At 42.7% G+C, this 24642-nt stretch carries 23 protein-coding genes; 17 read left to right on the forward strand and 6 right to left on the reverse strand.

Annotated elements, in window-relative coordinates:
- A partial coding sequence (locus O0550_RS23060; RefSeq protein WP_396125778.1) for an ABC transporter permease occupies positions 1–126 on the forward strand: 126 nt, incomplete at its 5' end.
- Positions 127–246: 120 nt separating this feature from the next.
- Here the strand turns inward: O0550_RS23060 and O0550_RS23065 are convergent.
- From O0550_RS23065 to O0550_RS23080, 4 genes are all read right to left on the reverse strand, one after another.
- A complete protein-coding gene (locus O0550_RS23065; RefSeq protein WP_258427312.1) occupies positions 247–1203 on the reverse strand; it encodes a hypothetical protein in 957 nt (318 codons plus the stop codon).
- The gene (locus O0550_RS23070; protein WP_258427313.1) at positions 1184–1717 is read right to left on the reverse strand and encodes a sigma-70 family RNA polymerase sigma factor; all 534 of its coding nucleotides are present in this window, start codon (positions 1715–1717) and stop codon (positions 1184–1186) included. The genes O0550_RS23065 and O0550_RS23070 overlap by 20 nt, the downstream gene beginning before the upstream one ends.
- A 268-nt stretch (positions 1718–1985) precedes the next feature.
- Positions 1986–2336 carry a hypothetical protein gene (locus O0550_RS23075; protein ID WP_258427314.1) on the reverse strand — a complete coding sequence of 117 codons (351 nt, stop codon included), beginning with the start codon at positions 2334–2336 and terminating at the stop codon, positions 1986–1988.
- Between the two features lie 267 nt (positions 2337–2603).
- The gene (locus tag O0550_RS23080) at positions 2604–2828 is read right to left on the reverse strand and encodes a LysR substrate-binding domain-containing protein (protein ID WP_003344761.1); all 225 of its coding nucleotides are present in this window, start codon (positions 2826–2828) and stop codon (positions 2604–2606) included.
- Positions 2829–3102: 274 nt separating this feature from the next.
- Between O0550_RS23080 and O0550_RS23085 the strand changes: the two genes are divergently transcribed.
- From O0550_RS23085 to O0550_RS23100, 4 genes are all read left to right on the forward strand, one after another.
- Positions 3103–3273: a DUF2759 family protein gene (locus tag O0550_RS23085; RefSeq protein ID WP_003344759.1), complete on the forward strand. Its 171-nt coding sequence runs from the start codon at positions 3103–3105 to the stop codon at positions 3271–3273.
- 166 nt (positions 3274–3439) lie between these two features.
- Positions 3440–4612 carry a putative cytokinetic ring protein SteA gene (gene steA, locus O0550_RS23090; RefSeq protein ID WP_258427315.1) on the forward strand — a complete coding sequence of 391 codons (1173 nt, stop codon included), beginning with the start codon at positions 3440–3442 and terminating at the stop codon, positions 4610–4612.
- Positions 4609–5286, forward strand: a complete 678-nt coding sequence (locus tag O0550_RS23095; RefSeq protein ID WP_003337843.1) for a glycosyltransferase family 2 protein — start codon at positions 4609–4611, stop codon at positions 5284–5286. The genes steA and O0550_RS23095 overlap by 4 nt, the downstream gene beginning before the upstream one ends.
- Positions 5283–6218, forward strand: a complete 936-nt coding sequence (locus O0550_RS23100; protein ID WP_258427316.1) for an MraY family glycosyltransferase — start codon at positions 5283–5285, stop codon at positions 6216–6218. Before O0550_RS23095 ends, O0550_RS23100 begins: the two co-directional genes overlap by 4 nt.
- Here the strand turns inward: O0550_RS23100 and O0550_RS23105 are convergent.
- Positions 6173–6481, reverse strand: coding sequence for a DUF2627 domain-containing protein (locus O0550_RS23105; protein WP_003337840.1), 309 nt, complete (start codon positions 6479–6481; stop codon positions 6173–6175). The genes O0550_RS23100 and O0550_RS23105 overlap by 46 nt on opposite strands.
- A gap of 101 nt (positions 6482–6582) precedes the next feature.
- Here O0550_RS23105 and O0550_RS23110 point away from each other — a divergent pair, with 101 nt between their 5' ends.
- The 12 genes from O0550_RS23110 to O0550_RS23165 all read left to right on the forward strand — a co-directional run bounded on the left by O0550_RS23110 (position 6583) and on the right by O0550_RS23165 (position 24293).
- Positions 6583–8661, forward strand: coding sequence for a sigma 54-interacting transcriptional regulator (locus tag O0550_RS23110; RefSeq protein ID WP_121473881.1), 2079 nt, complete (start codon positions 6583–6585; stop codon positions 8659–8661).
- A 227-nt stretch (positions 8662–8888) separates the two neighbouring features.
- On the forward strand, positions 8889–9980 hold the full coding sequence (locus tag O0550_RS23115) for a Glu/Leu/Phe/Val family dehydrogenase (RefSeq protein WP_003344752.1): 1092 nt from the start codon (positions 8889–8891) through the stop codon (positions 9978–9980).
- 253 nt (positions 9981–10233) lie between these two features.
- Complete coding sequence (gene lpdA, locus O0550_RS23120) at positions 10234–11655, forward strand: dihydrolipoyl dehydrogenase (RefSeq protein ID WP_003344751.1); 1422 nt, start codon at positions 10234–10236, stop codon at positions 11653–11655.
- Between the two features lie 18 nt (positions 11656–11673).
- Positions 11674–12666 carry a thiamine pyrophosphate-dependent dehydrogenase E1 component subunit alpha gene (locus tag O0550_RS23125; protein WP_003344749.1) on the forward strand — a complete coding sequence of 331 codons (993 nt, stop codon included), beginning with the start codon at positions 11674–11676 and terminating at the stop codon, positions 12664–12666.
- 12 nt (positions 12667–12678) lie between these two features.
- Positions 12679–13662 carry an alpha-ketoacid dehydrogenase subunit beta gene (locus O0550_RS23130; RefSeq protein ID WP_003344746.1) on the forward strand — a complete coding sequence of 328 codons (984 nt, stop codon included), beginning with the start codon at positions 12679–12681 and terminating at the stop codon, positions 13660–13662.
- A gap of 18 nt (positions 13663–13680) precedes the next feature.
- Complete coding sequence (locus O0550_RS23135; protein WP_258427317.1) at positions 13681–15033, forward strand: dihydrolipoamide acetyltransferase family protein; 1353 nt, start codon at positions 13681–13683, stop codon at positions 15031–15033.
- A gap of 228 nt (positions 15034–15261) precedes the next feature.
- Positions 15262–17355, forward strand: a complete 2094-nt coding sequence (locus O0550_RS23140) for a copper amine oxidase N-terminal domain-containing protein (RefSeq protein WP_258427318.1) — start codon at positions 15262–15264, stop codon at positions 17353–17355.
- Positions 17356–17753: 398 nt separating this feature from the next.
- Positions 17754–19406, forward strand: coding sequence for an acyl-CoA mutase large subunit family protein (locus O0550_RS23145; protein WP_258427319.1), 1653 nt, complete (start codon positions 17754–17756; stop codon positions 19404–19406).
- Positions 19407–19431: 25 nt separating this feature from the next.
- Positions 19432–20274, forward strand: coding sequence for a methylmalonyl-CoA epimerase (gene mce, locus O0550_RS23150; RefSeq protein ID WP_003344737.1), 843 nt, complete (start codon positions 19432–19434; stop codon positions 20272–20274).
- The gene (locus tag O0550_RS23155; RefSeq protein WP_258427320.1) at positions 20267–21823 is read left to right on the forward strand and encodes an acyl-CoA carboxylase subunit beta; all 1557 of its coding nucleotides are present in this window, start codon (positions 20267–20269) and stop codon (positions 21821–21823) included. The genes mce and O0550_RS23155 overlap by 8 nt, the downstream gene beginning before the upstream one ends.
- 107 nt (positions 21824–21930) lie before the next feature.
- Positions 21931–23046: a M20/M25/M40 family metallo-hydrolase gene (locus tag O0550_RS23160; protein WP_003344733.1), complete on the forward strand. Its 1116-nt coding sequence runs from the start codon at positions 21931–21933 to the stop codon at positions 23044–23046.
- A gap of 80 nt (positions 23047–23126) precedes the next feature.
- Entirely contained in the window at positions 23127–24293 is a 1167-nt protein-coding gene (locus O0550_RS23165; RefSeq protein WP_258427321.1) for a DUF3866 family protein, read from the forward strand.
- 7 nt (positions 24294–24300) lie between these two features.
- On the opposite strand, the gene O0550_RS23170 is transcribed toward O0550_RS23165, so the two are convergent.
- The gene (locus O0550_RS23170) at positions 24301–24438 is read right to left on the reverse strand and encodes a Z-ring formation inhibitor MciZ (protein WP_181749611.1); all 138 of its coding nucleotides are present in this window, start codon (positions 24436–24438) and stop codon (positions 24301–24303) included.
- Positions 24439–24642: the final 204 nt, after the last annotated feature.

The following is a 24642-nucleotide window of genomic DNA, read 5'->3' on the forward strand; positions in this document are numbered from 1 at the left end:
GTTACATCCTGGGATAGTATTCTGATCGCATTTGGCTTCTCTAGTGCAATCGGGATCTTCTTTGGAATCTATCCGGCAAACAAAGCAGCCAAGCTTGATCCAATTGAAGCATTGCGTTACGAATAATGCAACGAATAGAAATAGGATGCCGTGTCACCAATTTGAGTGGGAGTTCGGCATCCTATTTTTTATGGAGTGTTCGATTATTTCTGGCTCAAAGGAACAGTTCCGTCCAGTATGGAACGTTTATTTTCCCCTTTTTTCAACAAAGACGTTAAATTCAATTCCGTACTCTTCTTTAAAGGTTTTCGCGTACTTTTCATTTATTTCCGAAGCTTTTTGTTTTGCTGCCTCCATGTTTTCTAACATTCCTACTTCAATATAAAACCTATTCTCGCTGTCTTTTAACACACGAATTCCTTTTTCCTCAGACAAGGCATATTCCATGAGAGCAAATTGTTCCCCAAGTGGATATGCGGCAGTTCTGATGGAGTATACAGTTTTTAGCTGTGCCTGATTATCTTTTGAAAGATTCAATACGATTTGGGCAGGGTCCGAATATTCCTTTACTTCATATTTCACTGGTGATGTAAAGACAAATACGAAACGATCAGAAGAATCGTCTAATGTAACCAACCGGTATGCATCTGCTATCAAATCGCTTTTCTTCAGTTCCTCAAAGGTTTGCTGATCAAACCATCTTACGCCATTCAAGGTAAAAGTCATTGTGTATGGATTTTCCTGATAGGATACGTTGAAAGCAGGGGCGGTTTTTTTTGGTGCTTCCCCCAATTCCTCGTTACCTTGGGCAAAGTTGATGACAATTTGCTCGGCATCTTTTTCTTTTACGAGCGTAATTGGCTTGATGCTACTTCCATCCGTTATTTCGCCGCCATCGGCATACCCGCCATTAAATTGCAATACCTTTACAAGGCTTCCTAGAAACGGTACATGTGCTGCAGCAGCAACAAAGCTCGGTAGTGTGTTGACGGCAACGCCAAACAATATAAACATGGCAGCGACCCCGCCAAGCCCTTTCATTACCATTCTGTTAGTTTTCATTTTCATTGGTCTTTCTCCCTTCTTTCGTGATGATAATTCTGCATTAGCCTTTGCTTTAGCCGATTGGATTACAGCATCTAGCTCCTTGGGTATTTCGATGCTTTCATAGCTCTTTTTTACTTCATTTAATTGATTGTTCAAGATGTTCAACCTCCTGCAAATCAATTTTTAATTTTTGAAGTCCCCGATAGAGACGCGTTTTAACAGTACTTAAGGGCACGTCCAAGATTTCTGCTACGGACTCCAGTGTCATATCTTCGAAAAATCGTAAGATAATTACTGTCTTATATTTTAGATCGAGTTTTTCTAGTGCCTGTCTCACATCGAAGATATCATCCCGATTTTTATCCGAATGCTGCATAACATTTTCCAAAATGCTCGTGTCCATAACTACCATTCTTCGCGTCTTTCGCAAGGAATTATGAGAGCAATTAATCGCGATACGATACAGCCATGATTTGAGAAATTCAGGTTTTCTCAGGGTATCAATTGAAACGATAGCTTTATATATCGTTTCCTGTACGATATCCAGTGCTTCTTCTCTGTTTTTTACAAAACTGTAAGCGAGTCTGTACAATTGCTCCTTGTTTTCTTCAATAAGTTTATAAAGATGATCGCTCTCCTTCGAGGAATGATTGGGAGTATGCGCGCGCATATCGTTCTCTCCTTTCAAACAAATGCTCCAATCGTTTGGTTCCACTATTAGACAAGGCAGTAGAACAGAAAGTTTCATTTTAAAAAAAGGGGGTAGGCCTTTTTTTATTCAAAGAAGATGGGAGTACAAGGAAGGTGCCCAGTTTTTATTGTTATGTAATCCTTTGTTGGAAACAACCTGCTTATTAGACGGACGATATGTAAAAAGTTACCCCCCTTTAACCTTAGTAGTAAAAGGGGGGTAACTTTTTTAAGCTTGGAACAAATCATTAACTTAACGATTTATGTCCGGCAGCTAATTCCTCGTCGCTTGGAACCTTGCCTTTAAAAGCTAGAGAAGCCTTTGAAACTTGGTTATTGTATGCAACCTGATTTTCCTGCTGTTGCCTGTCAATGGTTTGGTTCATAAGTTGCTGAGAATAAACCGGCATTGCCGCTGAATTTTGAGTCATCTGCTGGGAAGACTGCATTAAAAGCATTGCCTGTTTATCATGTAAATCAGCCTGTTGACGATGGATCAGAGCTTGGTGCTCGTGAGCCTGAGCTTGAGTGAGATGGGCTTGAGCTTGTTGCTTATGCATATTGATTTGTTGGTTGTATTGTGATGTAAGCATGTGCATGAGATAGCCTCCTTTCCACTGGTTCACTTTAGCGCTATCGGGAAATAGGTTTTGCTTGCGATTCCTTGCTCATGGTATGGGAAGATCGCGTTTGTGAGGGGTTATTTTTATCGCTTTGCTTAGGTTTGACTCCGTTATGCTTGGACATCATGACACTTCCTTTCTTCAATGGTTAGCTGTTGAAAATGTCTTTCATAGCATCCCCAATTCCGCAAAACACATGGCGTCAATTAGTCAAAAAGGAATGAAAAACTTTTACCAATCCCATCAGTGATCATAATGCTGTATCACCCAATCTATAAAGGATGCGAGACGCAGATCGTTTGCTTTTTCAGCAGGATAGGCGAGTAGTGTAGGCCAGGTAAACGTGCCTTGGGAAATATCAATTGTAACTAATGTTCCCTGTAGCTGTTCCTGTTGAACGAAACGTGAAGGTAGCAGAGCAATCCCTACATTTTGTAACACCATCTGCTTAACCTTTTCATAATCCACTCTTAAAGGAAGCGTATAAGGCTAGGGATGCGACTGATAGTTGGAGCGACAAAATGCTAGAGGTTATACAACCAAAAGGGTTGCAGGAAAATAAAAGATAGAAAAGTTGACCAAGTAGGAAAGTTGCCAATCTATAGAGTGGTGGGAAACTTGTGAATTTACTTGTCACAATTGCTGTTATGACTTGTTTCAATATTGGCTACATTATATAATTGAATTGCCATTGTTTGCTATTCTTGGACAGGTATATTATTTGCAAAGGGGTTGAATTGGGATGCAATGGGTTATGGACGTAACCATGTTTCTGATAACTCTGTTTATTTTGGCTGGGGTCTTTCGTTCCATAAAGGCGAAAAACAGGTTTGCCACAGCGTTTGGCTTGGTGTCATTAGCAGTATTTGTCTACGCCGATTTCCTTATTCTTAAATTCGCAACAGGTGCGTAATTGTAAAATGTAAGTGGTTTCATCATGAGAAGCTTTTGCTTTTGCAAAGCTTCTTTTTTTATGTTTATTTCGTGTAAGAATCCAAAGTCAATTCGAATGACGTTCTCCTATTGACGCATGATCAAGAAGGGGTTACGTCATACTAGAAATAGGAGGTGGAGTAATAATGAGATGGCGTAAAGGCAAGTCCGATTCTGTTCACATTAAGGGAACCCTCATGACAGATTCAAAAACCAAGTGGCTGTGTCAACGATTAAAGGCAGGGCATATTGCCATGATTGACCATAAAAATCTGGATGTAACAGCGGCTGAAGACCTGATTGCATCTCAAGTACAAGCAGTTATCAATCTCTCCCCCTTTTTGACAGGCGATTTTTTGACAGAAGGAGCAGCCCTTCTTTTACAAGAGAACATAATACTTTATGAGATCGAACATACAGCAACTGTTACAAGAGATTTACAAGAGTTTTTAGACGGAAAGCAAATCGAAATTATCAATGATTGCTTACATGCTCTTCCTGCCAAACAACTAATCAAGATTGCTCTACGTCCATTTCGTATGTCAGATTACAAAACGAGAGCGCAGCAAGCTATAAATCACGAGCCAAAACATTACATAGAGTTTCTAACAAATACACTATCGTTTCTGGAACAAGAAAAAAACCTTTTTACAGCGAAACTTCCATCTGTCTGCATCCGTGCGTCGTTTACGAATCGATTTGTTGTGCTTGTGAACCGTGGGCCCTGTGCACGAGACGATCTTCACTCATTATCCTCATTTATAAAGAAGTATCGACCGATTCTGCTTGCGGTAGATGGGGGAGCTGATGTCATCCTGAGCTGTGGATGGATTCCTGACGTTATTATAGGTGATTTAGATAGCGTATCGGATCGGGCCCTGTTTTCTGGAGCAGACATTATCTTGCACGCTTATAAAAATGGAATCGCACCGGGGCGAAGTCGGTTAGATAGGCTGGGGGTGTCGTATCAGCTCTTACCCGCTCCTGGTACGAGTGAGGACGTAGCTATGCTAGTTGCTTATCAAGGTCAGGCTACTCGGATTATTACAGTCGGGAGTCATACCAACATGCAAGATTTCTTGGAAAAAGGAAGAAAGGGAATGGCTAGTACTTTTCTTATTCGTACTCGCATTGGACATAAGCTGATTGACGCAAAGGGCGTTCATTACTTGATTCAGCAAAAAGAAATGTACAAGCCTTCTGTGGCTACTGTTGTGGCAAGCTCTTTGTGCTTACTTCTTCTGCTTTTATTCATGCATCCAACCATTCGTACTGTTGGCTATATGCTCTGGACGCACGTTAGTAGGGGAATGGTATGAGAGTTAGCGCGATTATTCCAGCCTTTAATGAGCAGGATTGGATTGAGGAAACCGTTTCTACATTAAGAGGGTCATCGTTCATCCATGAGTTGATTGTAGTAGATGATGGGAGTATCGATTGTACTGCTGACATCGCTCGGCCTTGGGTGGATCAGCTCATTATCATGCCTAAGAATGTTGGCAAGGGAGCTGCTTTGCATGCGGGTTGGAAGGAAGCGACAGGTGATATTATTTTGTTTTTGGATGCTGATTTACAAAAGAGCGCCTGTGAAGTAGATAAATTACTGACTCCTGTCGTCAGAAAAGATTGTGATATGTCGATAGCTATATTGCCTAAAGCCCCTCGTAAGGCTGGCTTTGGACTAGCTAAAAAGCTGGCCCATCAAGGGATAGTACAGATGACTCTGCAGAAGCTGCAAGCCCCTTTATCCGGACAAAGGGCTTTTAGACGCGATTTGTTTTCCTGTGTCCGTTTCGTGGATTGTGGGTTTGGGATTGAGGTAGCAATGACAATTGATATTTTACGAGCTGGATATCGAATCATAGAAGTTCCGGTGAATTTCACACATCGTTATACAACAAACAATCTTCACGGATTTTTGCATAGGGGCAAAGAGTTTTGGCATGTGTACCGAACCTTACAACGCAAGCGGCAGGAGGTGGAAAAGAGATGAATAATAGCTCCATACCATTACTATCCTGTATTGCCATCATGCTCCCGCTGATCTTGCACGATGTATTTTTCCTTCGGGGAATTAAAATATTGAAGAAACATGAGATTGTCAGATTAAATTATCAGGAGGAATTGATACCAACAGGCTGCGGGTGGTTTTTATTTTTTTATATTACCAGTACCTATTTGTTGCTCTTGCTATTATGGTGCTTTCAGCCTTCTGTAGCATTACCTTGGAAATTGGGGGTGTTTTTTCTTTGTGGTTCTTTTGCAATCGCCGCGCTGGGCTGGCAGGATGACTGCGCGCACGATAAGCATATTAAGGGATTCCGCGGACATGTCGGTATCCTAATTACTGAACGAAGAATGACCAGTGGCTTTTTAAAAGCCTGGGCAGGGGGCAATATCTCTCTCATTATTTGTCTGGCGTTATATGATAATGTGCTGGAGATTCTGTTTCATACCATCCTCCTTGCCTTGTCGATTAATCTAATAAACCTATTTGATCTGCGACCTGGAAGAGCCAGTAAGGTATTTTTGAGCTTATTTATTCTTGTGTTAGTATCGACTCCTTTTTTTAGCGTACCAGTGTCGTGGATCATGATTTATCCCATTATAAGTGCGACCCTTCTTTTATTTTATCATGATGCAAAACGTATGGTCATGCTAGGAGATACAGGCTCCAATTATCTTGGATTTATTTTAGGGTACACGTTAATCAGTACTACTCCCTTGAACATCAAAATTGTTTTTTTTCTACTGTTTCTGTTTCTGCATATATTGGCAGAGCGTTATTCATTTACGACCTTTATCCGAAATCGCCCTCTTTTGCATAAACTAGATTTATTGGGAGGAAAAAAAGCTCCGCCTATGCATAGCGAAGCTTCTTACTCATCATCTTCATCGGGATCTCGCTTCATAAAGCGCGGTTGAACGCGATTGCGTTTACGGTCATGATGCAAAATAAAGCCTCCAATAAATGCAATAGGCACAACAAATAAAAAGGCTCCTAAAGTGAAGTGCCCCCACATAAATTGATTGATATCAGGATTAAAGTATTGATAGAGTGTATCGCGCATTATCTTAAAGCCCCAGCCTGCGATGACAGCGGGAATTACCATGATGAGCAACGCAACCAGTCTTTGACCAAGCAACCAAGACACATCCTTTTGTAAAGGTTTGTTTATTTCCATCATAAAACATATGGGGATGCTTGTCTAACCTACAAAATACGATAAAATGTAAGGTGGAAGATTCAGCCATAGCAGCAGTCCTCAATGAAAGGGGTGGGTTTTATATGCATAAAGTTATTGTAGTGGGGGCTGGAAAAGGCGGTACACTACTAATCCACTTATTGTTGCAGATGGAGGGTGTAAAGCTGATTGCTGTGATCGACCACAATGCTGATGCCCCAGGTATACTAGTGGCTAACTCTCTTGGGATACAGGTAGGGACGGATTATGTTCCTTATTTGGCTGATGTGGATTTGATTTTAGAAGCAACTGGCGATCCTCATGCCTATGATGACATTTTAAAGAAAAAGCGTGCTGAAACGGTTTTAATACCAGGTAACTTTACGAGTATTATCATGAGATTGATTCGTGAGCGCGAAAAGCTCATTCAGACACTTCGTCAGAAGCAACGAGAGTATGATACCATGCTAAACTCCACTCATGACGCAATTATTGCTGTCAATGAAGAGGGGAAGGTAACGATCTTTAATCGAGCTAGTGAAAAGCTGATGGGGTTGTCTAAGAATGAAGTGATTGGTACGCGTGCGGAGCATACGATTCCGAATACACGTTTGCACTATGTACTTAAATCCGGTCAGCCAGAGATTAATCAGGAGCAGGCCTTAACAAATGACACTCGTATTATTACGAATCGAGTACCTGTACGAAATGATGCTGGGGAAGTGGTCGGGGCTGTCTCCGTCTTCCGAGATATTACCGAAATTATATCTTTACTTGAAGAGGTAACCGATTTAAAAGAATTACAAAGCTTATTGCAAGGAATTTTACATTCCTCTGACGAGGCGATTTCTGTTGTTGATGGAGATGGGATCGGACTATTGATTAACCCAGCCTATACGCGCATTACGGGAATGACACCCAAGGATGTTATAGGCAAGCCAGCTACTGTGGATATTTCTGAAGGTGAGAGTATGCATATGCAAGTGCTGCGTACCAAAAAACCAGTTCGCGGTGTACGTATGAAACTAGGGCCAATGCGTAAGGATGTGGTGGTAAACGTAGCCCCGGTACTGGTTAATGGAGAATTGCGTGGCAGTGTAGGCGTTATTCATGATATATCTGAATTTAAGACCTTATCTGAAGAATTAGAGACGGCTAAACGACTGATCCGCACTCTGGAAGCAAAGTATACCTTCGATGATATTATCGGGGATAGTGAAACGATGAAGGGTGCGATTGAACAGGCTAAGCTGGCTGCCATGACTCCAGCTACGGTCATTTTGCGCGGTGAATCAGGGACGGGTAAAGAATTGTTTGCCCATGCGATTCATAATGGAAGCTCGCGAAAGTACAATCAATTCATTCGGGTTAATTGTGCATCCTTATCTGAGACCCTGTTAGAGAGTGAACTGTTTGGTTATGAGGAGGGAGCCTTCACTGGTGCAAAACGTGGAGGCAAGCGCGGTCTATTTGAGGAAGCTAGTGGCGGTACCATTTTCCTAGATGAAATTGGTGAGCTATCAATGGGTATGCAGGCTAAGCTTTTACGCGTATTACAGGAAAAAGAGATTATCCGTGTTGGTGGCACCAAAGCGATTCCAATCGATGTTCGCATTATTGCAGCTACACATGTTCATATGGAAACAGCAATACAAGCTGGCAAATTCCGAGAAGATTTGTATTATCGCTTACATGTGCTCCCGATCTACATACCACCTTTGCGTCAACGGCAGGAGGACTTGGAAGCGCTTGCTAGTTTTTTGCTTCAAAAATTTAATCTCGAATATGGTCGCCACGTGCAGCAAATCAACAAATCCACACTAGAAGTCCTAAAAGGATACCGTTGGCCAGGTAACGTTCGTGAACTCGAAAATATTTTGGGACGGGCTATTATTCACATGAAATTTACAGAGATAGAGATCATGCCGCATCATTTGCCACCCTTGGAACGAACTTATGCTTCTCAAACGGAAGCGGTCAATCAGAAACCAACTAATAGGAAAAGTAGAACCTTGAAGCAAGCCGTCGAAGAGGCGGAGAAACAATGTATTTTACAAGAGTTACATAAGGCAAAGGGCAATCGAACAGAAGCAGCTAAGCAGTTAGGTGTATCCTTACGCAATCTTTATTACAAAATGGAGAAACTAGGTATTTTGGAAACGAATCCACAAGATGGTTTGTGAAGATCTGCAAAATTTTGCGTGCAAAGGATTGCAAAGTAGTGCAAAATATTTCATCATAGATAAAGTGAAACGTGTTGTTCACATCCTCTCCACCGATTGTTCACAAATATCTTGTGGGTTGGCATGCTTATTGCTTTAGAAAAAAGGTAGGTTGTGTAAGCGAATTCATAGAAAGAAAAACAAACCCCAAAAATCGTTTTGGAATAGAAACAGCAGGAGGGCTACTCATGAAAATCTTTGATTATATGCAAAAATACGATTACGAACAATTGGTGTTTTGTCAGGATGAGACTTCTGGATTAAAAGCAATTATTGCAATTCATGATACAACGCTTGGCCCAGCTTTGGGTGGTACACGGATGTGGATGTATAATTCCGAAGAAGAGGCAATTGAAGATGCACTTCGCTTGTCTCGTGGTATGACGTATAAAGCTGCGGCAGCAGGACTTAATTTGGGCGGAGGAAAAGCGGTTATTATCGGTGATCCTCGTAAAGATAAGAGCGAAGAGTTATTCCGAGCATTCGGGCGTTTTGTCCAAGGCTTGAACGGACGTTATATTACGGCTGAAGATGTAGGAACAACTGTTGCTGATATGGATTTAATTTATCAAGAAACTAACTATGTAACAGGCGTATCTCCAGCATTTGGTTCTGGTGGAAATCCTTCTCCTGTAACAGCCTATGGTGTGTATCGCGGGATGAAGGCAGCAGCAAAACGCGGCTTTGGTCATGATGATCTCTCCGGTAAAACAATTGCTATTCAAGGGGTAGGGAATGTTGCTTACAATTTGTGCCGTTATCTGCATGAAGAAGGCGCAAATCTAATTGTAACGGATATTAACACGGAAAATGTTCAACGTGCGGTTGTGGACTTCGGAGCTAAAGCGGTAGGAGTCAATGAAATCTTCGGCGTTGAGTGCGATATCTTCTCTCCATGTGCATTAGGTGCAATTATCAATGATGACACCATTCCACAATTTAAAGCCAAAGTAATTGCTGGAGCGGCTAATAATCAATTAAAAGAAGAACGTCACGGCGACATTATCCAGGAAATGGGCATCGTCTATGCACCTGATTATGTAATTAACGCTGGTGGTGTCATTAACGTTGCAGATGAATTGCATGGCTACAACCGTGAACGTGCTATGAAGAAGGTAGAGACGATTTACGATAATATGAACCGCGTGTTTGAGATTGCAGATCGCGATAATATTCCTACGTACAAAGCGGCTGATCGCATGGCAGAGGAGCGTATTGCTCGTCTAGCTAGATCACGTAAAACGTTTTTGCGTGATCCAAAAGCAAGCTTACCAAAGTAAGAACAACTTGACTGAAAAAAGCATTGGTAGTACGGTAGTGCAAGAATGTAATTGATTCTTGCACTACCTACACGATCTACTTTATGCCAAATCCCAAGATAAAAAGGCAGAACAAATGAGAAAAGAGTAGGAGTTGGACCATTTCTTGACACATCCAACTCTTTTTTTAGTACCAGGTCATGGAATGTGGTATAATGTGTCTCGGTAAGGCAAAAGCAACACATAGCTACTACAGGGTAAAGGAGATATGAACATGTCCCAAGAATTTGATCTTGTCGTGCTTGGTGGAGGAATTGGCGGCTATGTAGCGGCGATCCGTGCCACACAATTAGGCATGTCGGTAGCCATCGTCGAAAAGGATAAAATGGGCGGAACGTGCCTACACCGCGGATGCATACCATCCAAAGCATTATTGCGTAGTGCCGAGGTTTTTGCCACGATCAAGGAAAGTGAGAAATATGGGGTACGCACAGGTAATGTAGAGCTGGATTTTGGGCTGGTACAACAGCGCAAACGCTCGATTACGGAGCAATTGCATAAAGGCGTAGAATACTTGATGAGCAAAGGAAAAATCAAAATATATCAAGGATTTGGTCGCGTAATGGGACCAAGCATATTTTCTCCGCAAGCTGGTGCGGTGCGCATTGAGACAACGGATGGTGAACAAGAAATCATCGTTCCTCGCTTCTTATTGATTGCAACTGGCTCTAGACCACGCGTTTTACCTGGCCTAAATATAGATGGAATACATATAATGACGAGCGATGAAGCGTTGGAAATGGAACAGCTCCCAGCGTCTATGATCATCGTTGGTGGTGGAGTTATCGGTATGGAATGGGCATCCTTGTTAAGCGACTTTGGTGTGGATGTGACCGTAATCGAGTACGGGGATCGCATTTTGCCAACAGAGGATGCTGATATCAGTAAGGAATTAACTCGCATACTTAAAAAACGAAAAGTAAAAATCGTGACAAATGCAAAAGTAATGTCCGAAACCGCTCAGGTGGCGGAAGGTCAGGTAAGCGTACAAGCGGAGGTAAAGGGAGAAATTCAAACCTTTATCGCTGAAAAAATGCTCTTGTCTGTTGGCCGTCAAGCTAATGTAGATAATTTAGGCATAGAAGCCACTGAAATTAAGGTAGATCAGGGGCATATTGCAGTTAATTCTACCTATCAAACGGCTGAACCGCATATCTATGCAGTAGGAGACGTGATTGGTGGAATTCAATTGGCTCACGTAGCTGCTCACGAAGGAATTTTGGCCGTTGAGCATATGAATAATCGACCAGTAGAGACACTTGATCCGGCAAAGGTAGCCAAATGCACCTATAGCCGTCCCGAAGTAGCAAGTGTAGGCTTAAGTGAAGCAGAAGCGAAACAACAGGGTTATCGCGTTAAAACAGGCAAATTTAGTTTTAAATCACTAGGAAAAGCATTAGTTTTTGGAGAAAACGATGGATTTGTAAAATTAGTTGTCGATGAACAAACCAATGATGTACTTGGTGTACACATGATTGGGCCGCATGTTACTGAAATGATTTCAGAAGGAGCATTAGCGCGTGTATTGGATGCGACCCCATGGGAGATCGCCCATACCATTCATCCGCACCCGACATTGTCGGAAGCCTTTGCGGAAGCGGCTCTGGATGTTGACAATCTGGCTATTCATTCTTAAATGCAGGGAGGAAACCTTATGACAAAGAATCGTCATCAGGCTGTAGGTTTAACCGATGAGCAAGTGCTGGACATGTATCGCTACATGCTCTTGGCAAGAAAAGTGGATGAGCGCCTTTGGCTGTTAAACCGAGCTGGTAAAGTTCCATTCGTTATTTCCTGCCAAGGACAGGAAGCCGCTCAGGTTGGGGCTGCTTTTGCCTTTGATAAAGAAAAAGATTATTTATGCCCGTACTATCGTGATTTTGGAGCGGTTATGGTCTTTGGGCAAACAGCTCGTGATACGTTGCTGTCAGCTTTTGCAAAGGCTGAAGATCCTAACAGTGGTGGGCGTCAAATGCCTGGTCATTTTGGCGGGAAGAAGTACCGAATTTTAACAGGATCGAGTCCCGTTACGACACAGGTGCCACATGCTGTTGGAATTGCCTTAGCAGGTAGAATGACAGGTGAGAATCATGCAGTTTTCACCTCTTTTGGCGAAGGGTCTAGCAACCAAGGTGATTTCCATGAAGGGGCTAACTTTGCAGGGGTGCATAAATTGCCGGTTATTTTCTTCTGCGAAAATAATAAATATGCCATTTCCGTTCCCTTGAAAAAGCAATTGGCCTGCGAAAGCGTGGCTGACCGTGCAGTTGGTTATGGATTCCCAGGGGTTAGCGTAGATGGTAACGACCCTATTGAAGTGTATCGTGTCATGAAAGAAGCGGTTGATCGAGCAAAGGCTGGAGAAGGACCTACCTTAGTCGAAGCCGTAACCTATCGTCTCGTACCTCATTCAAGTGATGATGACGATCGTGTATACCGCGATCGTGGAGAAGTGGACGAAGCGAAAAAACAAGACCCCATCATCACCTTTGCCCAATATTTAAAAGAGGCAGGCCTCTTAACGGATGAGTCAGAGTTGGCTCTATCTAACGAAGTGCAAGCAATTGTAGATGAAGCGACGGAATACGCTGAGCAGGCACCATATCCAGCGCCAGAATCTACTTTGATGCACGTATACGGATCGTAAGGGGGAGTTAAGATGGCAGTTATTTCTTTTATTGATGCAATTACCATGGCGATGAAAGAAGAAATGCGTCGTGATCCTAAAGTATTTCTGTTGGGAGAAGACGTAGGAGTACGCGGAGGAGTTTTCCGCGCATCAAATGGTATGATTGAAGAGTTTGGAGAGCAACGTGTTATCGATACACCATTAGCTGAATCAGCGATTGTGGGCGTAGCAATCGGAGCAGCGGCGGTAGGCATGCGTCCTATTGCCGAGATACAATTTGCTGATTTCATTTTGCCAGCGGTGAACCAAATTGTTTCCGAGGCCGCTAAAATGCGTTATCGTTCCAATAATGATTGGAATTGCCCGCTTACTGTTCGAGCTCCGTTTGGTGGAGGGGTACATGGGGCCTTGTATCATTCGCAATCCTTAGAAGCGATGTTTACGAACGTTCCAGGGTTAAAAGTGGTAGTTCCTTCAACCCCATATGATGCAAAAGGTTTATTAAAAGCAGCTATCCGTGACGAAGATCCGGTTCTGTTTTTTGAGCATAAACGTTGCTATCGCTTAATTAAAGGCGAAGTGCCAGAGGAAGATTACACAGTACCAATTGGCAAGGCAGATGTAAAGCGAGAAGGAGACGATATTACCGTCATTTCCTATGGGCTCTCCCTGCATTTTGCTTTGCAGGCTGCAGAAAAGCTCGCTCAAGAAGGAATTTCTGCCCATGTTCTGGATCTGCGTACACTTTATCCGCTAGACAAGGAAGCGATTGTAGAAGCGGCATCTAAGACGGGGAAAGTGTTAATCATCCATGAAGATAATAAGGAAGGCGGAGTTGGTGGCGAGGTAGCTGCTATTATCGCTGAGCATTGTCTATTCGATTTGGATGCGCCAATTAAGCGTCTGTGCGGACCGGATGTACCGGCAATGCCATACAGCCCACCGATGGAAAAATTCTTTATGTTAAGTCCAGAAAAAGTATTGGAAGCGATGCGTGAATTAGCGCACTTCTAGGCAAAAGGAGGACGAACCATGGCAACGAAAGTACTCATGCCACAATTGGGCGAGAGCGTTACAGAAGGGACCATCACCAAGTGGCTTGTAAATGTGGGCGATGTGGTCAACAAGTATGATCCGTTAGCTGAAGTAAATACGGATAAGGTAACCGCCGAAGTGCCCTCCACTGTATCGGGACGCATTAAGGAGATCGTAGTTCCTGAAGGAGAGACGGTTAGTGTCGGTACTCTTATTCTTTATATAGAAGAAGGAACGGAAAGTGTCAGCAATTCAGCAGGCAGTGTAGAAGTAAGCTTGCCGGAATCTGCCACATCAATGCCGTCTTCAGCTCCTGCCTCGACAGGTGGAGCTGTGAAAAATGAAACGAAGGGGCAATCGGGAAGTAAACAACGCTATTCCCCTGCTGTGATGCGTCTTGCTCAGGAGCATAATATTGATCTAGCCCATGTGTCAGGCACTGGCTTAGAAGGACGAATTACGCGTAAAGATGTACAAAAGGTGATTGATCAAGGTGGCTTACCGCAAGCAACCGATGCGAACAAATTAGCAACTACTCCACAGTCTGCGGTAATGCCGACTAGTACACCAGCACCATCTATGCCAGCAACACCGCAGTCCAATAGTCTCAGTCCAATGACCTCTTCAGCACCAAGTCAAGTATCTGTAGCAGCAGGGGACCAGAGCATCCCTGTGACGCCTGTTCGTAAAACGATAGCGTCACGCATGGTGCAAAGTAAGCATGAATCCCCGCATGCTTGGATGATGGTTGAGGTGGATGTGACCAATCTTGTTCATTTCCGCAATCGTATAAAGGATGAATTCAAGCAAAAAGAAGGCGTTTCTTTAACCTTCCTGCCATTCTTTATCAAGGCAGTGGTAGAAGCATTGAAAGAATTTCCGATGCTTAACTCCTCTTGGGCAGGCGATCAAATCATCGTTCGTAAAAACATAAACATCTCTATTGCTGTAGCGAGCGAGGATGCTTTATTTGTTCCAGTTATTAAGGATGCTGATCAAAAATCAGTGTACGGCATTGCCAAATCAATTGAAGATTTAGCATACAGAGCGCGAGCAGGTAAGCTAACGATGGATGATATGAGCGGCGGAACCTTTACCGTAAATAATACTGGATCATTTGGTTCTGTACTGTCACAGCCTATCATCAATGCACCGCAAGCGGCGATTATGAGCGTGGAATCCATCGTGAAACGTCCAGTAGTTATAAACGATATGATTGCTGTTCGTTCCATGGTTAATCTGTGTTTATCTCTTGATCATCGTGTTCTAGATGGGTTAGTATGTGGCCGATTCCTGCAAAGTGTAAAAACGAAATTGGAAGCCATTGGCCCAGAAACGAAGATTTACTAACACGAAATAAAATGGAAAAAATGAGGAAGATAGGTAATCTTCCTCATTTTTTTGGTTTTTTTATGTAACTTTTTCACGATTTGTTCGTATTAAATAATGGATACTATTTTAAAATTGCCTTAATGTTATGAACAACTTTGTCTTATTAACATTCTGTTAATGGTACACTGAAAGGGAGAGTTGAATTTATCCAAAGGCAAAAAATCGAGAGTGAACAGGAGGAGAATTATGAATAAACAACTAAAGAGAGGCGCATTCCTACTGCTAGCATCGACTCTAGCAATTACACCTTTGGTCTCTGTTCCGCAGAGTACATACGCAGCTAAGGGTTTGTCTGTTGATGCAAAAGATACGAAAACAGATAAGACAACGACCTACACCCTTGAATTTGAAGCAGAAGATGATCTAAAAAAGGGTGATGAGATCGTTGTAAATTTTGGTACAGATTTTGACTTGAGAGACGTTGATGAAGATTCGATCAAAGTAAATGGAAGCAAGCCAAAAGACGTATCTGTTAGCCGTGGAAAAATCACCATTGAAATCAGTAAGAAAATTGATGATGGTGATGATGTAGAAATTGTTATCAAGGATGTCGGTAACCCTGATGATGACGACGAATATGATATCTCTGTAGATGATGGAGAAGGAAAATCAACAGACTCAATTAAAATCGGGAAAAGTAAAAGCTCTTCTTCCAAAAGCAAAACTGAGAAAAGCGCCTTTTCCGTCGACTTTGGAAGCAAATATCAAGATGAAAAAACATCTCTTGAAATTTCCCGAATTGATTTAAATGACAAGCTAGACGATACAAAGTATGTAGAAGTGACATTCCCTTACTCTAGCATGGTACCTAATAAAATCAGCACAAGTGACGTTGAACTAAATGGATATTCTCCAAAAGACGTTGAGGTATCTGGAAGAACAGTTAAAATTAAGCCTAGCTCGAAAGCAGACGGCGATAAAAGGCTGACGATTAAATTTAACAAAGATGCGGGGATCAGAACCCCTTCTTCTAGTAGCTCTTTTAAAGTAGAAGTTGATTATAGAAATACGACCTACGTTTCAAAAGAATTTGAAATGAAAAAAGGTTCCTCCTCTGTAGATAGTGACTACAGTGTCACTTTATCCGATAACAAAGCAGGAGCTCGCAGCTCTGTAGCAATGGATGTAAGATTAAGGGATGAACTTAGAGGCGGCAATGATCTTTATGTAGAATTTCCTACCCAAGATATGGTTCCAGGCTATATTTTTAGCTCATCTGTAACAATCAATGGAACTCCTGCGAGATCTACTGGAGTTTCGGGTCGTACGGTAACCTTGTCAACACCTTATAACTTCTCTAGTACAGATCGTGTACGTATCGAATTTAAAAACGACGCGTTCCTTAAAATGCCTACTTCAACAGGCAACTACGATCTGGCTGTAAAATATAGAGATACAACTTATCGTTCTAAATCGTTTACTGTAGTAGCAGGAGGAGTAACACCAACAAATCCGACTAATCCTACGTATCCGACAAACCCAACAAACCCAACAAACCCAACTAATCCTACAGTACCTGTGGTTCCTGCTAACAACAGCACAGCGACTGTAGCACTTAGCAAGCCTAATCCAAATGCAATTACTGGTATGACTGTTGGGATTAAGGCGCTAGGCGTTGGTCTTAGCACATCTGATTATATTGAAGTGGTTATGCCAACAACCTTCCGTGTCCCTACGACTATTCCAACAACAGCCGTGACCGTTAATGGCACATATCCAAGCTATGTTGGTACTCGTGGACAAAACTTGGTTATCTACCCATCAGTTAACCTACCTGCAGGTCAAGCAGTAAGCGTAGCAGTAAATGAAAATGCAAAAATCCAAACACCTGGAGCATCTAATATTTACAATGTAGGCGTTTATACATCTGCTGAAAAAAATCCGTTGTTCATTCGTCAAGTAACGGTCGGTGCGCAAAACGGAATCAGCTTTAAAGTAGGTGCAGCATCCTTTAAAACACAAGGAAAAACCTTCCCATTGGCTGTAGCTCCTTACACAGTGAATGGTAATACTATGGTACCAGCTACCTTTGTACGTGATGGATTGAAAGTAAGCACAACCTACACAAAAGCGGCTGCTACTGTAAAATATGGAAAAACAACAATGAGCTTCAAAGTAGGTTCAAAGGTTGTCAACATCAATGGTAAGAACTATACTCTGCCAACCGCTGTACAATTGAAAAACAATGTACCAATGTTACCAATTCGTACAATCACTGATAACTTGCGCTTCAACCTAGCATGGGATAACGCTTCTTCCAGCGTCATTATTTTTAAATAAGAACGTAGCTTAAAGCCAAATACCCCCAGAAAAGATGGACATCCATGCAAGTCCATCTTTTGACTGGGGGTATTTTTTAATGGTTATAGGAGAGTGTTTCCTAAATGTATTGAAAAATCATCGGAACAATGAGAGCCAATACAAGAATAACGACCAGAATTTTGGCGATAGTAGATTGATGTTTCAATATGGGACAGCTCCTTTTCTTATGTTCAATAATGTTGCAAAAGGCTTTACTGTAACCAGAGGGAGGTAAAGCCATCATTTCTAAAAATTGAATCTGTTTACTTAAATGTACAAATGCTACTACCGTTGATTGAAAAACGGCGAGGCTATGCTAGAATAAAATAGAGGAGAATTCTTAATTTTTCCATTATGCTGGCATTGGGGGAGAACACGTGTCTGATCATAATTTTACCCAAATCTATCAGGACTGGCAACAACGGTTGAATCAACGGCTCGAGAAAACACCGGAACGCAAGAAAAGGTTTTCCACCTCTTCCGATTTGGAAGTCGAGCAGCTTTATCTGCCTAAAGAAGTGAATCAATCATATATGGATCAAATCGGTCTTCCCGGAGAATATCCATACACTCGTGGCGTTCAACCTACGATGTATAGAGGGCGCTTTTGGACGATGCGTCAGTATGCTGGATTTGGCTCAGCAGAAGAGACGAATAAACGGTTTCGCTACCTGTTAGAGCAGGGACAGACTGGACTAAGCGTTGCTTTTGACCTGCCTACACAAATTGGGTATGACTCCGATGATTCTATGTCGGTGGGAGAAGTAGGGAAGGTTGGTGTTGCAATTGATTCCTTGGAAGACATGGAAACCTTATTACAGGGGATTCCGCTCGATAAAGTGAGTACCTCTATGACCATAAATGCACCGGCTTCTGTATTATTGGCCATGTACATCGTTGTTGCAGAGAAACAAGGAACACCGTCACACGCCCTAAGCGGCACAATTCAAAATGACATTTTAAAGGAATATATTGCTAGGGGTACTTACATTTTTCCACCGCAGCCCTCTATGCGTCTGATTACAGACATTTTTGCGTACTGTGCGCAACATGTGCCTAAATGGAACACGATCAGCATTAGTGGGTACCATATTCGAGAAGCGGGTTCTAGTGCTGTACAAGAGGTAGCTTTTACTCTAGCGGATGGCAGAGCATATGTAGAAGCAGCATTGCAAGCAGGCCTTGATATCGATCTTTTTGCTCCGCAGTTATCTTTCTTTTTTAATGCACATAATCATTTCTTTGAAGAAGTCGCAAAATTTAGAGCTGCCAGAAGAATCTGGTCAAATTTAATGAGAAATGTTTATGGAGCAAAGCAGCCAAAATCTTGGCAGTTCCGTGTTCATACACAAACAGGCGGTTCTACTTTAACGGCACAGCAGCCAGATAATAATATTGTGCGAGTTACTTTACAAGCGTTGGCGGCTGTATTGGGTGGAACGCAGAGCTTGCATACCAATTCCCGTGATGAAGCTCTTGCTCTGCCCACTGAGGACTCTGCACGTATTGCCCTACGCACTCAGCAGATTATTGCCCATGAAAGCGGGGTTACAGATACGGTCGATCCATTGGGCGGCTCGTATTATGTGGAAGCCTTAACTGACGAGATTGAAAAAGGCGTTCTGGCTTATATGGACAAAATCGAGAAAATGGGTGGTGCAGTTGCGGCAGTTGAAGCAGGATATATGCAACGTGAGATACACAAGCAAGCCTATGAAACACAACGTAATATTGAGTCTGGAGAAGAAGTGGTAGTAGGCGTCAATCGGTTCACGCTTGAGAATGAGACGCAGCCTGAGCTTTTACGAGTAGATCCATCGATTGGTACAAAACAGACGGAGCGACTGGCAAACCTGCGTAATCGTCGAGATGCGGTTTTAGTTGATCAAACGCTCGGTCGATTAAAGACAGCCGCAGAGGGCAAAGAAAATGTAATGCCGTTTATTCTCGACTGTGTACGCGCTTATGCCACGATTGGAGAAATCTGTGGAGTTTTACGTCAGGTTTTTGGGGAGTACCGGGCGGTTTAATCGGGTCGAAGGAGGAAAGACAACGATGAAACAAAAAATTCGTGTATTAGTAGCAAAGCCAGGTTTGGATGGCCATGATCGCGGTGCACTCGTTATCGCCCAATCCTTACGTGATGCAGGGATGGAGGTCGTATATACTGGCTTGCGTCAAACCCCTGCACAAATTGTACATGCGGCGATTCAAGAGGACGTTGATTTTATTGGATTGTCCTGCTTATCTGGGGCGCATAATGAATTATTTCCAGAAGTAATTCGTTTGTTACGAGAGCAGCAGGCTGAGGATATTATGGTTTTTGGCGGCGGAGTGATTCCGCAAGAAGATATTCCTTTCCTAAAAGAACAGGGGATTGCTGAAATTTTTACACCGGGTACTCCAACACAGGCGGCTGTAGACTTTGTTCGAAGCAAGGCGAGACCTAAAAGGGATAGCTGGCACGAAACTCCCAAACGAATTGCTCATATAGGCATCGCTGTCCAGTCAATTGAAGCGGTCCTTCCCTTTTACACGGAACAATTAGGTCTACAGCTTAAGGGAAGGGAAAAAGTGGAATCAGAGCAGGTCGAGGTTGCCTTTTTGCAAATTGGAGAAACGAATCTGGAACTATTGGAGCCTCTCTCCCCGGAAAGCCCAATCGCTAGTTTTATTACAAAACGAGGCGAGGGTATTCATCATATTGCATTGGATGTGGATGATATTGAGGGACGATTGCAGCAATTTAAACAGAATGGAGTACAGCTTGTCCATGAACAGGCGAAGCTAGGGGCGCATGGAGCACAGATAGCCTTTTTGCATCCCAAAGCGGCGAATGGCGTATTATTCGAGCTATGCCAGTATGAACAGCAGAAGGAGGGGCTGGCAGATGAGTGATGAGATGTACGCTAAGATTGACGAGCTATACGAGCGGAAGAATAAAATAGAATTGGGCGGCGGAGATGAACGAATCGAAGCCCAGCATAGACGTGGAAAGCTCACAGCTCGTGAAAGAATTGATCTGTTAGTGGATTCAGGAACCTTCGTAGAGCTTCAGCCATTCGTAAAGCATCGCAGCAATCTGTTTGGACTAGATAAGCTGGAAGCCCCTGGGGAAGGCGTTGTGACAGGATACGGAAAAGTTCAGGGACGGACGATTTATGTGTTTGCCCAGGACTTTACTGTCTTTGGCGGGGCGTTAGGTGAAATGCACGCTAAGAAAATTGCTAATATTATGGATTTGGCGGCGAAAAATGGCGCCCCTGTTGTAGGCTTAAATGATTCTGGAGGAGCACGCATCCAAGAAGGGGTCGTTTCCCTAGATGGCTATGGGCATATTTTTTATCGGAATTCTATCTATTCAGGCGTCATTCCACAAATTTCGGTCATTCTTGGACCATGCGCTGGAGGAGCCGTTTATTCGCCTGCTATCACTGATTTTGTGTTTATGGTAGAAAAAAGCTCGCAGATGTTTATCACGGGCCCCAAGGTCATTGAAACTGTTACAGGGGAAAGAATTTCTAGTGAAGATCTTGGCGGGGCAAAGGTTCATTCCAGCATAAGTGGAGTTGCTCATTTTACGTCTGAATCGGAGGCGGAAGTGCTGGAAGAAGTTCGCCGTCTCCTTCAGTTTTTGCCTCAAAACTACCGTGAAGAGCCTCCCGTTATTTTGTTTGACGGGGACGAGGGAAATTGGCTAGAGGAGATGCTAGACATTGTTCCTGTCGCTGGGACTAAGGTATACGACGTGAAAAAGATGTTGAAACTCATTGTAGATGATGGAGATTTCATGGAAATTCAATCACAATTTGCTAGAAATGTTGTGGTTGGATTTGGGCGGTTAAAAGGTCAACCTGTAGGCTTTATTGCCAATCAGCCTAAAGTAATGGCAGGGGGACTTGATATTGATTCGTCTGATAAATTGGCACGTTTTATTCGCACTTGTGATTGTTTTAATATTCCGTTAGTTACCTTTGTGGACGTGACCGGCTTTTTTCCAGGAGTAAATCAGGAGCATGGGGGAATTATCCGACATGGAGCCAAAATTCTGTATGCTTACTCAGAAGCAACTGTACCAAAAATAAGCGTCATTACTCGTAAAGCATATGGCGGTGCTTACGTTGCGCTAAATTCCAAAGCCATTGGTGCTGATGTTGTATATGCTTGGCCTAATGCGGAGATAGCGGTGATGGGGCCAGAGGGCGCAGCTAGTGTCATTTTTGCAAAAGAAATTGAGAAAAGTGAAGATGCTTTGGCGACTAGACAACGAAAAATTACTGAATACCGTGAAAAATTTGCCAATCCTTATGTAGCAGCAGAGCATGGCATGGTAGATGATATTATTGATCCGAGAGAAACGAGAAAATACCTTATTCATTCTCTGGACATGCTAAAGAAGAAACGTGAGGAACGCCCTGCCAAAAAACATGGCAACATTCCATTATAGCTACGCGAAATGGGAAAGAAAAAAAGTTCCGACTGAATAGTACAGACTAACTTTTTTACGGTATACTAAAAGGGTTACATAGAGAATTGGGAACGGAGGAAGTCAATGTGATTAATCAAGAACGAATTCTTGCAGAGTTTTTGGAGCTTGTACAGATTGACAGTGAAACAAAAGAAGAAGCAGCGATTGCTGAGGTATTAAAGGATAAATTGGCAAGCTTGGGCTTTTCTGTAGAGGAAGATGATGTTGCTTCCAAAACAGAACATAGTGCGAACAATTTGTTTGCTAACCTAGAAGGTACTGCTAAGGGTCCTGCCATTTTGTTTAGCTGCCACATGGATACCGTCGTTCCAGGCAAAGGTGTAAAGCCTTCCATTAAAGATGGATATGTTGTAACAGATGGTACTACGATACTGGGTGCTGACGATAAAGCAGGTATCGCGGCGATCTTTGAAGCCATTCGTACATTAAAAGAGAAAAACCTACCCCACCCATCTATCCAGGTTGTATTAACCGTTGGTGAGGAATCTGGTCTAGTTGGATCACGTCACATGGATGCGAGCAAATTAAAGGCAGAAATGGGCTTTATTTTGGATTCAACAGGGAAAGTGGGCGAAATTGTCAAAGCTGGAGCTGGCCAATACCGCATTGTTACCAAAATCCACGGAAAAGCTGCTCATGCCGGTGTGAATCCAGAGGATGGCATAAGCGCTATCACTGTGGCTAGCAAGGCTATTTCACGTATGCCGCTTGGACGTATTGATGAAGATACTACTGCAAACATTGGCCGTTTTGAAGGTGGTCGTGCTTACAATATCGTGACAGATTACGTAGAGATTTGGTCTGAGGCACGTAGTATGGTAAATGAAAAATTAGAAGCACAAGTGAAAAAAATGACGACTGCTTTTGAAGAAGTGGCTTCTGAGCTTGGGGCGACTTGTGAAAATGATGTTAAGTTTATGTATTCCGGCTATAAATTTGATGAAGGTACGCCAGTGTTACAAAAAGCGATTGCTGCGGTAAAACGTGTAGATCGCGAGCCGAAGCTAACCAATAGCGGCGGGGGCAGTGACGGTAACGTGTTTAACGGACATGGCATCCCATCTGTCAACTTTGGTATCGGGTATGAAGAGATACATACAAAAAATGAACGCATGCCTTTAGAGGAGCTATACAAGGCTTCTGAATTGGTACTAGCGGTTATCGCTGAATGTGTAGAATAACGAATAGGAAAAGAGCTTGGTCATCGCACCAAGCTCTTTTTTGTATGTCCTAGAAAGTTTGGAAGAGGAGGGGCATAGGTATGGAATGTATAATGTTCCATCTTTTTTTAGAAATAAAATGGATGAGGATGAAGAGAATGCAACAAATGATGGCAGGTCATATTCTTACCTGTATAGAAGAACGAACAGGGGTTACAGAAGTACTCGTTCAGCGAGCAGATGGTAAAAAACAACGTGCTATTTATTATGGTCAAAAAGAAGATGTAAGGGTGGGGAAATCAGTGTTGCTTAATGTTACAGCAACTCATTTGGAGTTAGGAACCGGTGGGACAGACTTTATAATGGCTCTGGAACCTTTTTGTAATAGACAACATTACCCATCAAAATACGGGCATATTATGAAAATGCGCTATACTCCCTGGCAGATGGCCGTGGATACACTAGAAGAACAGGAGAGTCCCTATCATGGGCTATTTGCTCAGGAGGAATTGTCTTTAGCGGGGAGTTTTGTACTGATAGCAGAATTACATAGTATGCTGCCTGCATTATGTGTTCAATTAAAAGAACGGATGCCAGAAGCACGAATTGTTTATATGATGACGGACCATACCGCACTGCCACTCTCACTATCACAGCATGTACACTGGCTTGTAAGCAACGAATATGTACACGCCACCATTACGACCGGTCAGGCTTTTGGGGGAGATGGAGAATGCGTCAATACCGTAACGGGCCTACTAGCTGCAAAACATGTGTATCAAGCGGATTGGATCATTTGTACGCCTGGACCTGGCGGAGTAGGTACAGGTACGCCTTATGGCTTCACAGGCTTACAATTAGCGGATATTTTGCATCATGTGGATATTCTGGGCGGAGTACCGTTTTTTTTACCAAGAATTAGCTTTAGAGATAAAAGAGAACGGCACTATGGCATTAGTCATCATACAACCACCCTGTTAAAGAAATTTGTGCTTCGACCTGTACTTCTACCGATACCTCTGTTTGGAGATGCACGTGATCTACATATCGAAAGCCAGATAGAACAGTCATCTTTGGCCAAAAAACATATTATCCTCAGACAAAAAGCAGAGACAGTATCAGCGATTGATAGTCTGTATAAAAGGCATCACCTAGAGAAGCTTTCTTCGATGGGACGGAATTGGAAGGAAGACCCGACTCCCTTTATAACCGCTGATATAATGGCCAAAACTGCCTGGTGGCTTAAGCAACTAGTCGAAATGAACTAAGTACCGTTTAGACCTTGGGTTGATTTATTTGCTGTAAATAGTCATGTAATGTGATGGGCTGCTCAGATAAGCCACGCAGAGCGGCCTGAATTTCATTTACCTTCCCAACCAAGCGTAACTGTTTAAAATCTGTATATAATTTCATCCTAATGTCCCCCTTTGGATTTAGAAGAGTTATGTACAACTAATTAAGAGTGTGCCTAGAACTGCGGTTTCATGTAAGAAAGTTGTGGTCATTGAAATTCGAGGAGAGATTTTCTGAGAAAGGGTTGTACAAGCTATTCTTGATGCTAAGATATGGAGAGGGGTTCGAAAATAGAACTAAAAGGTGAATTATTTCAAAAGGTAA

The organism is Brevibacillus halotolerans (genome assembly GCF_026891775.1).
GTDB lineage: Bacteria > Bacillota > Bacilli > Brevibacillales > Brevibacillaceae > Brevibacillus_B > Brevibacillus_B halotolerans.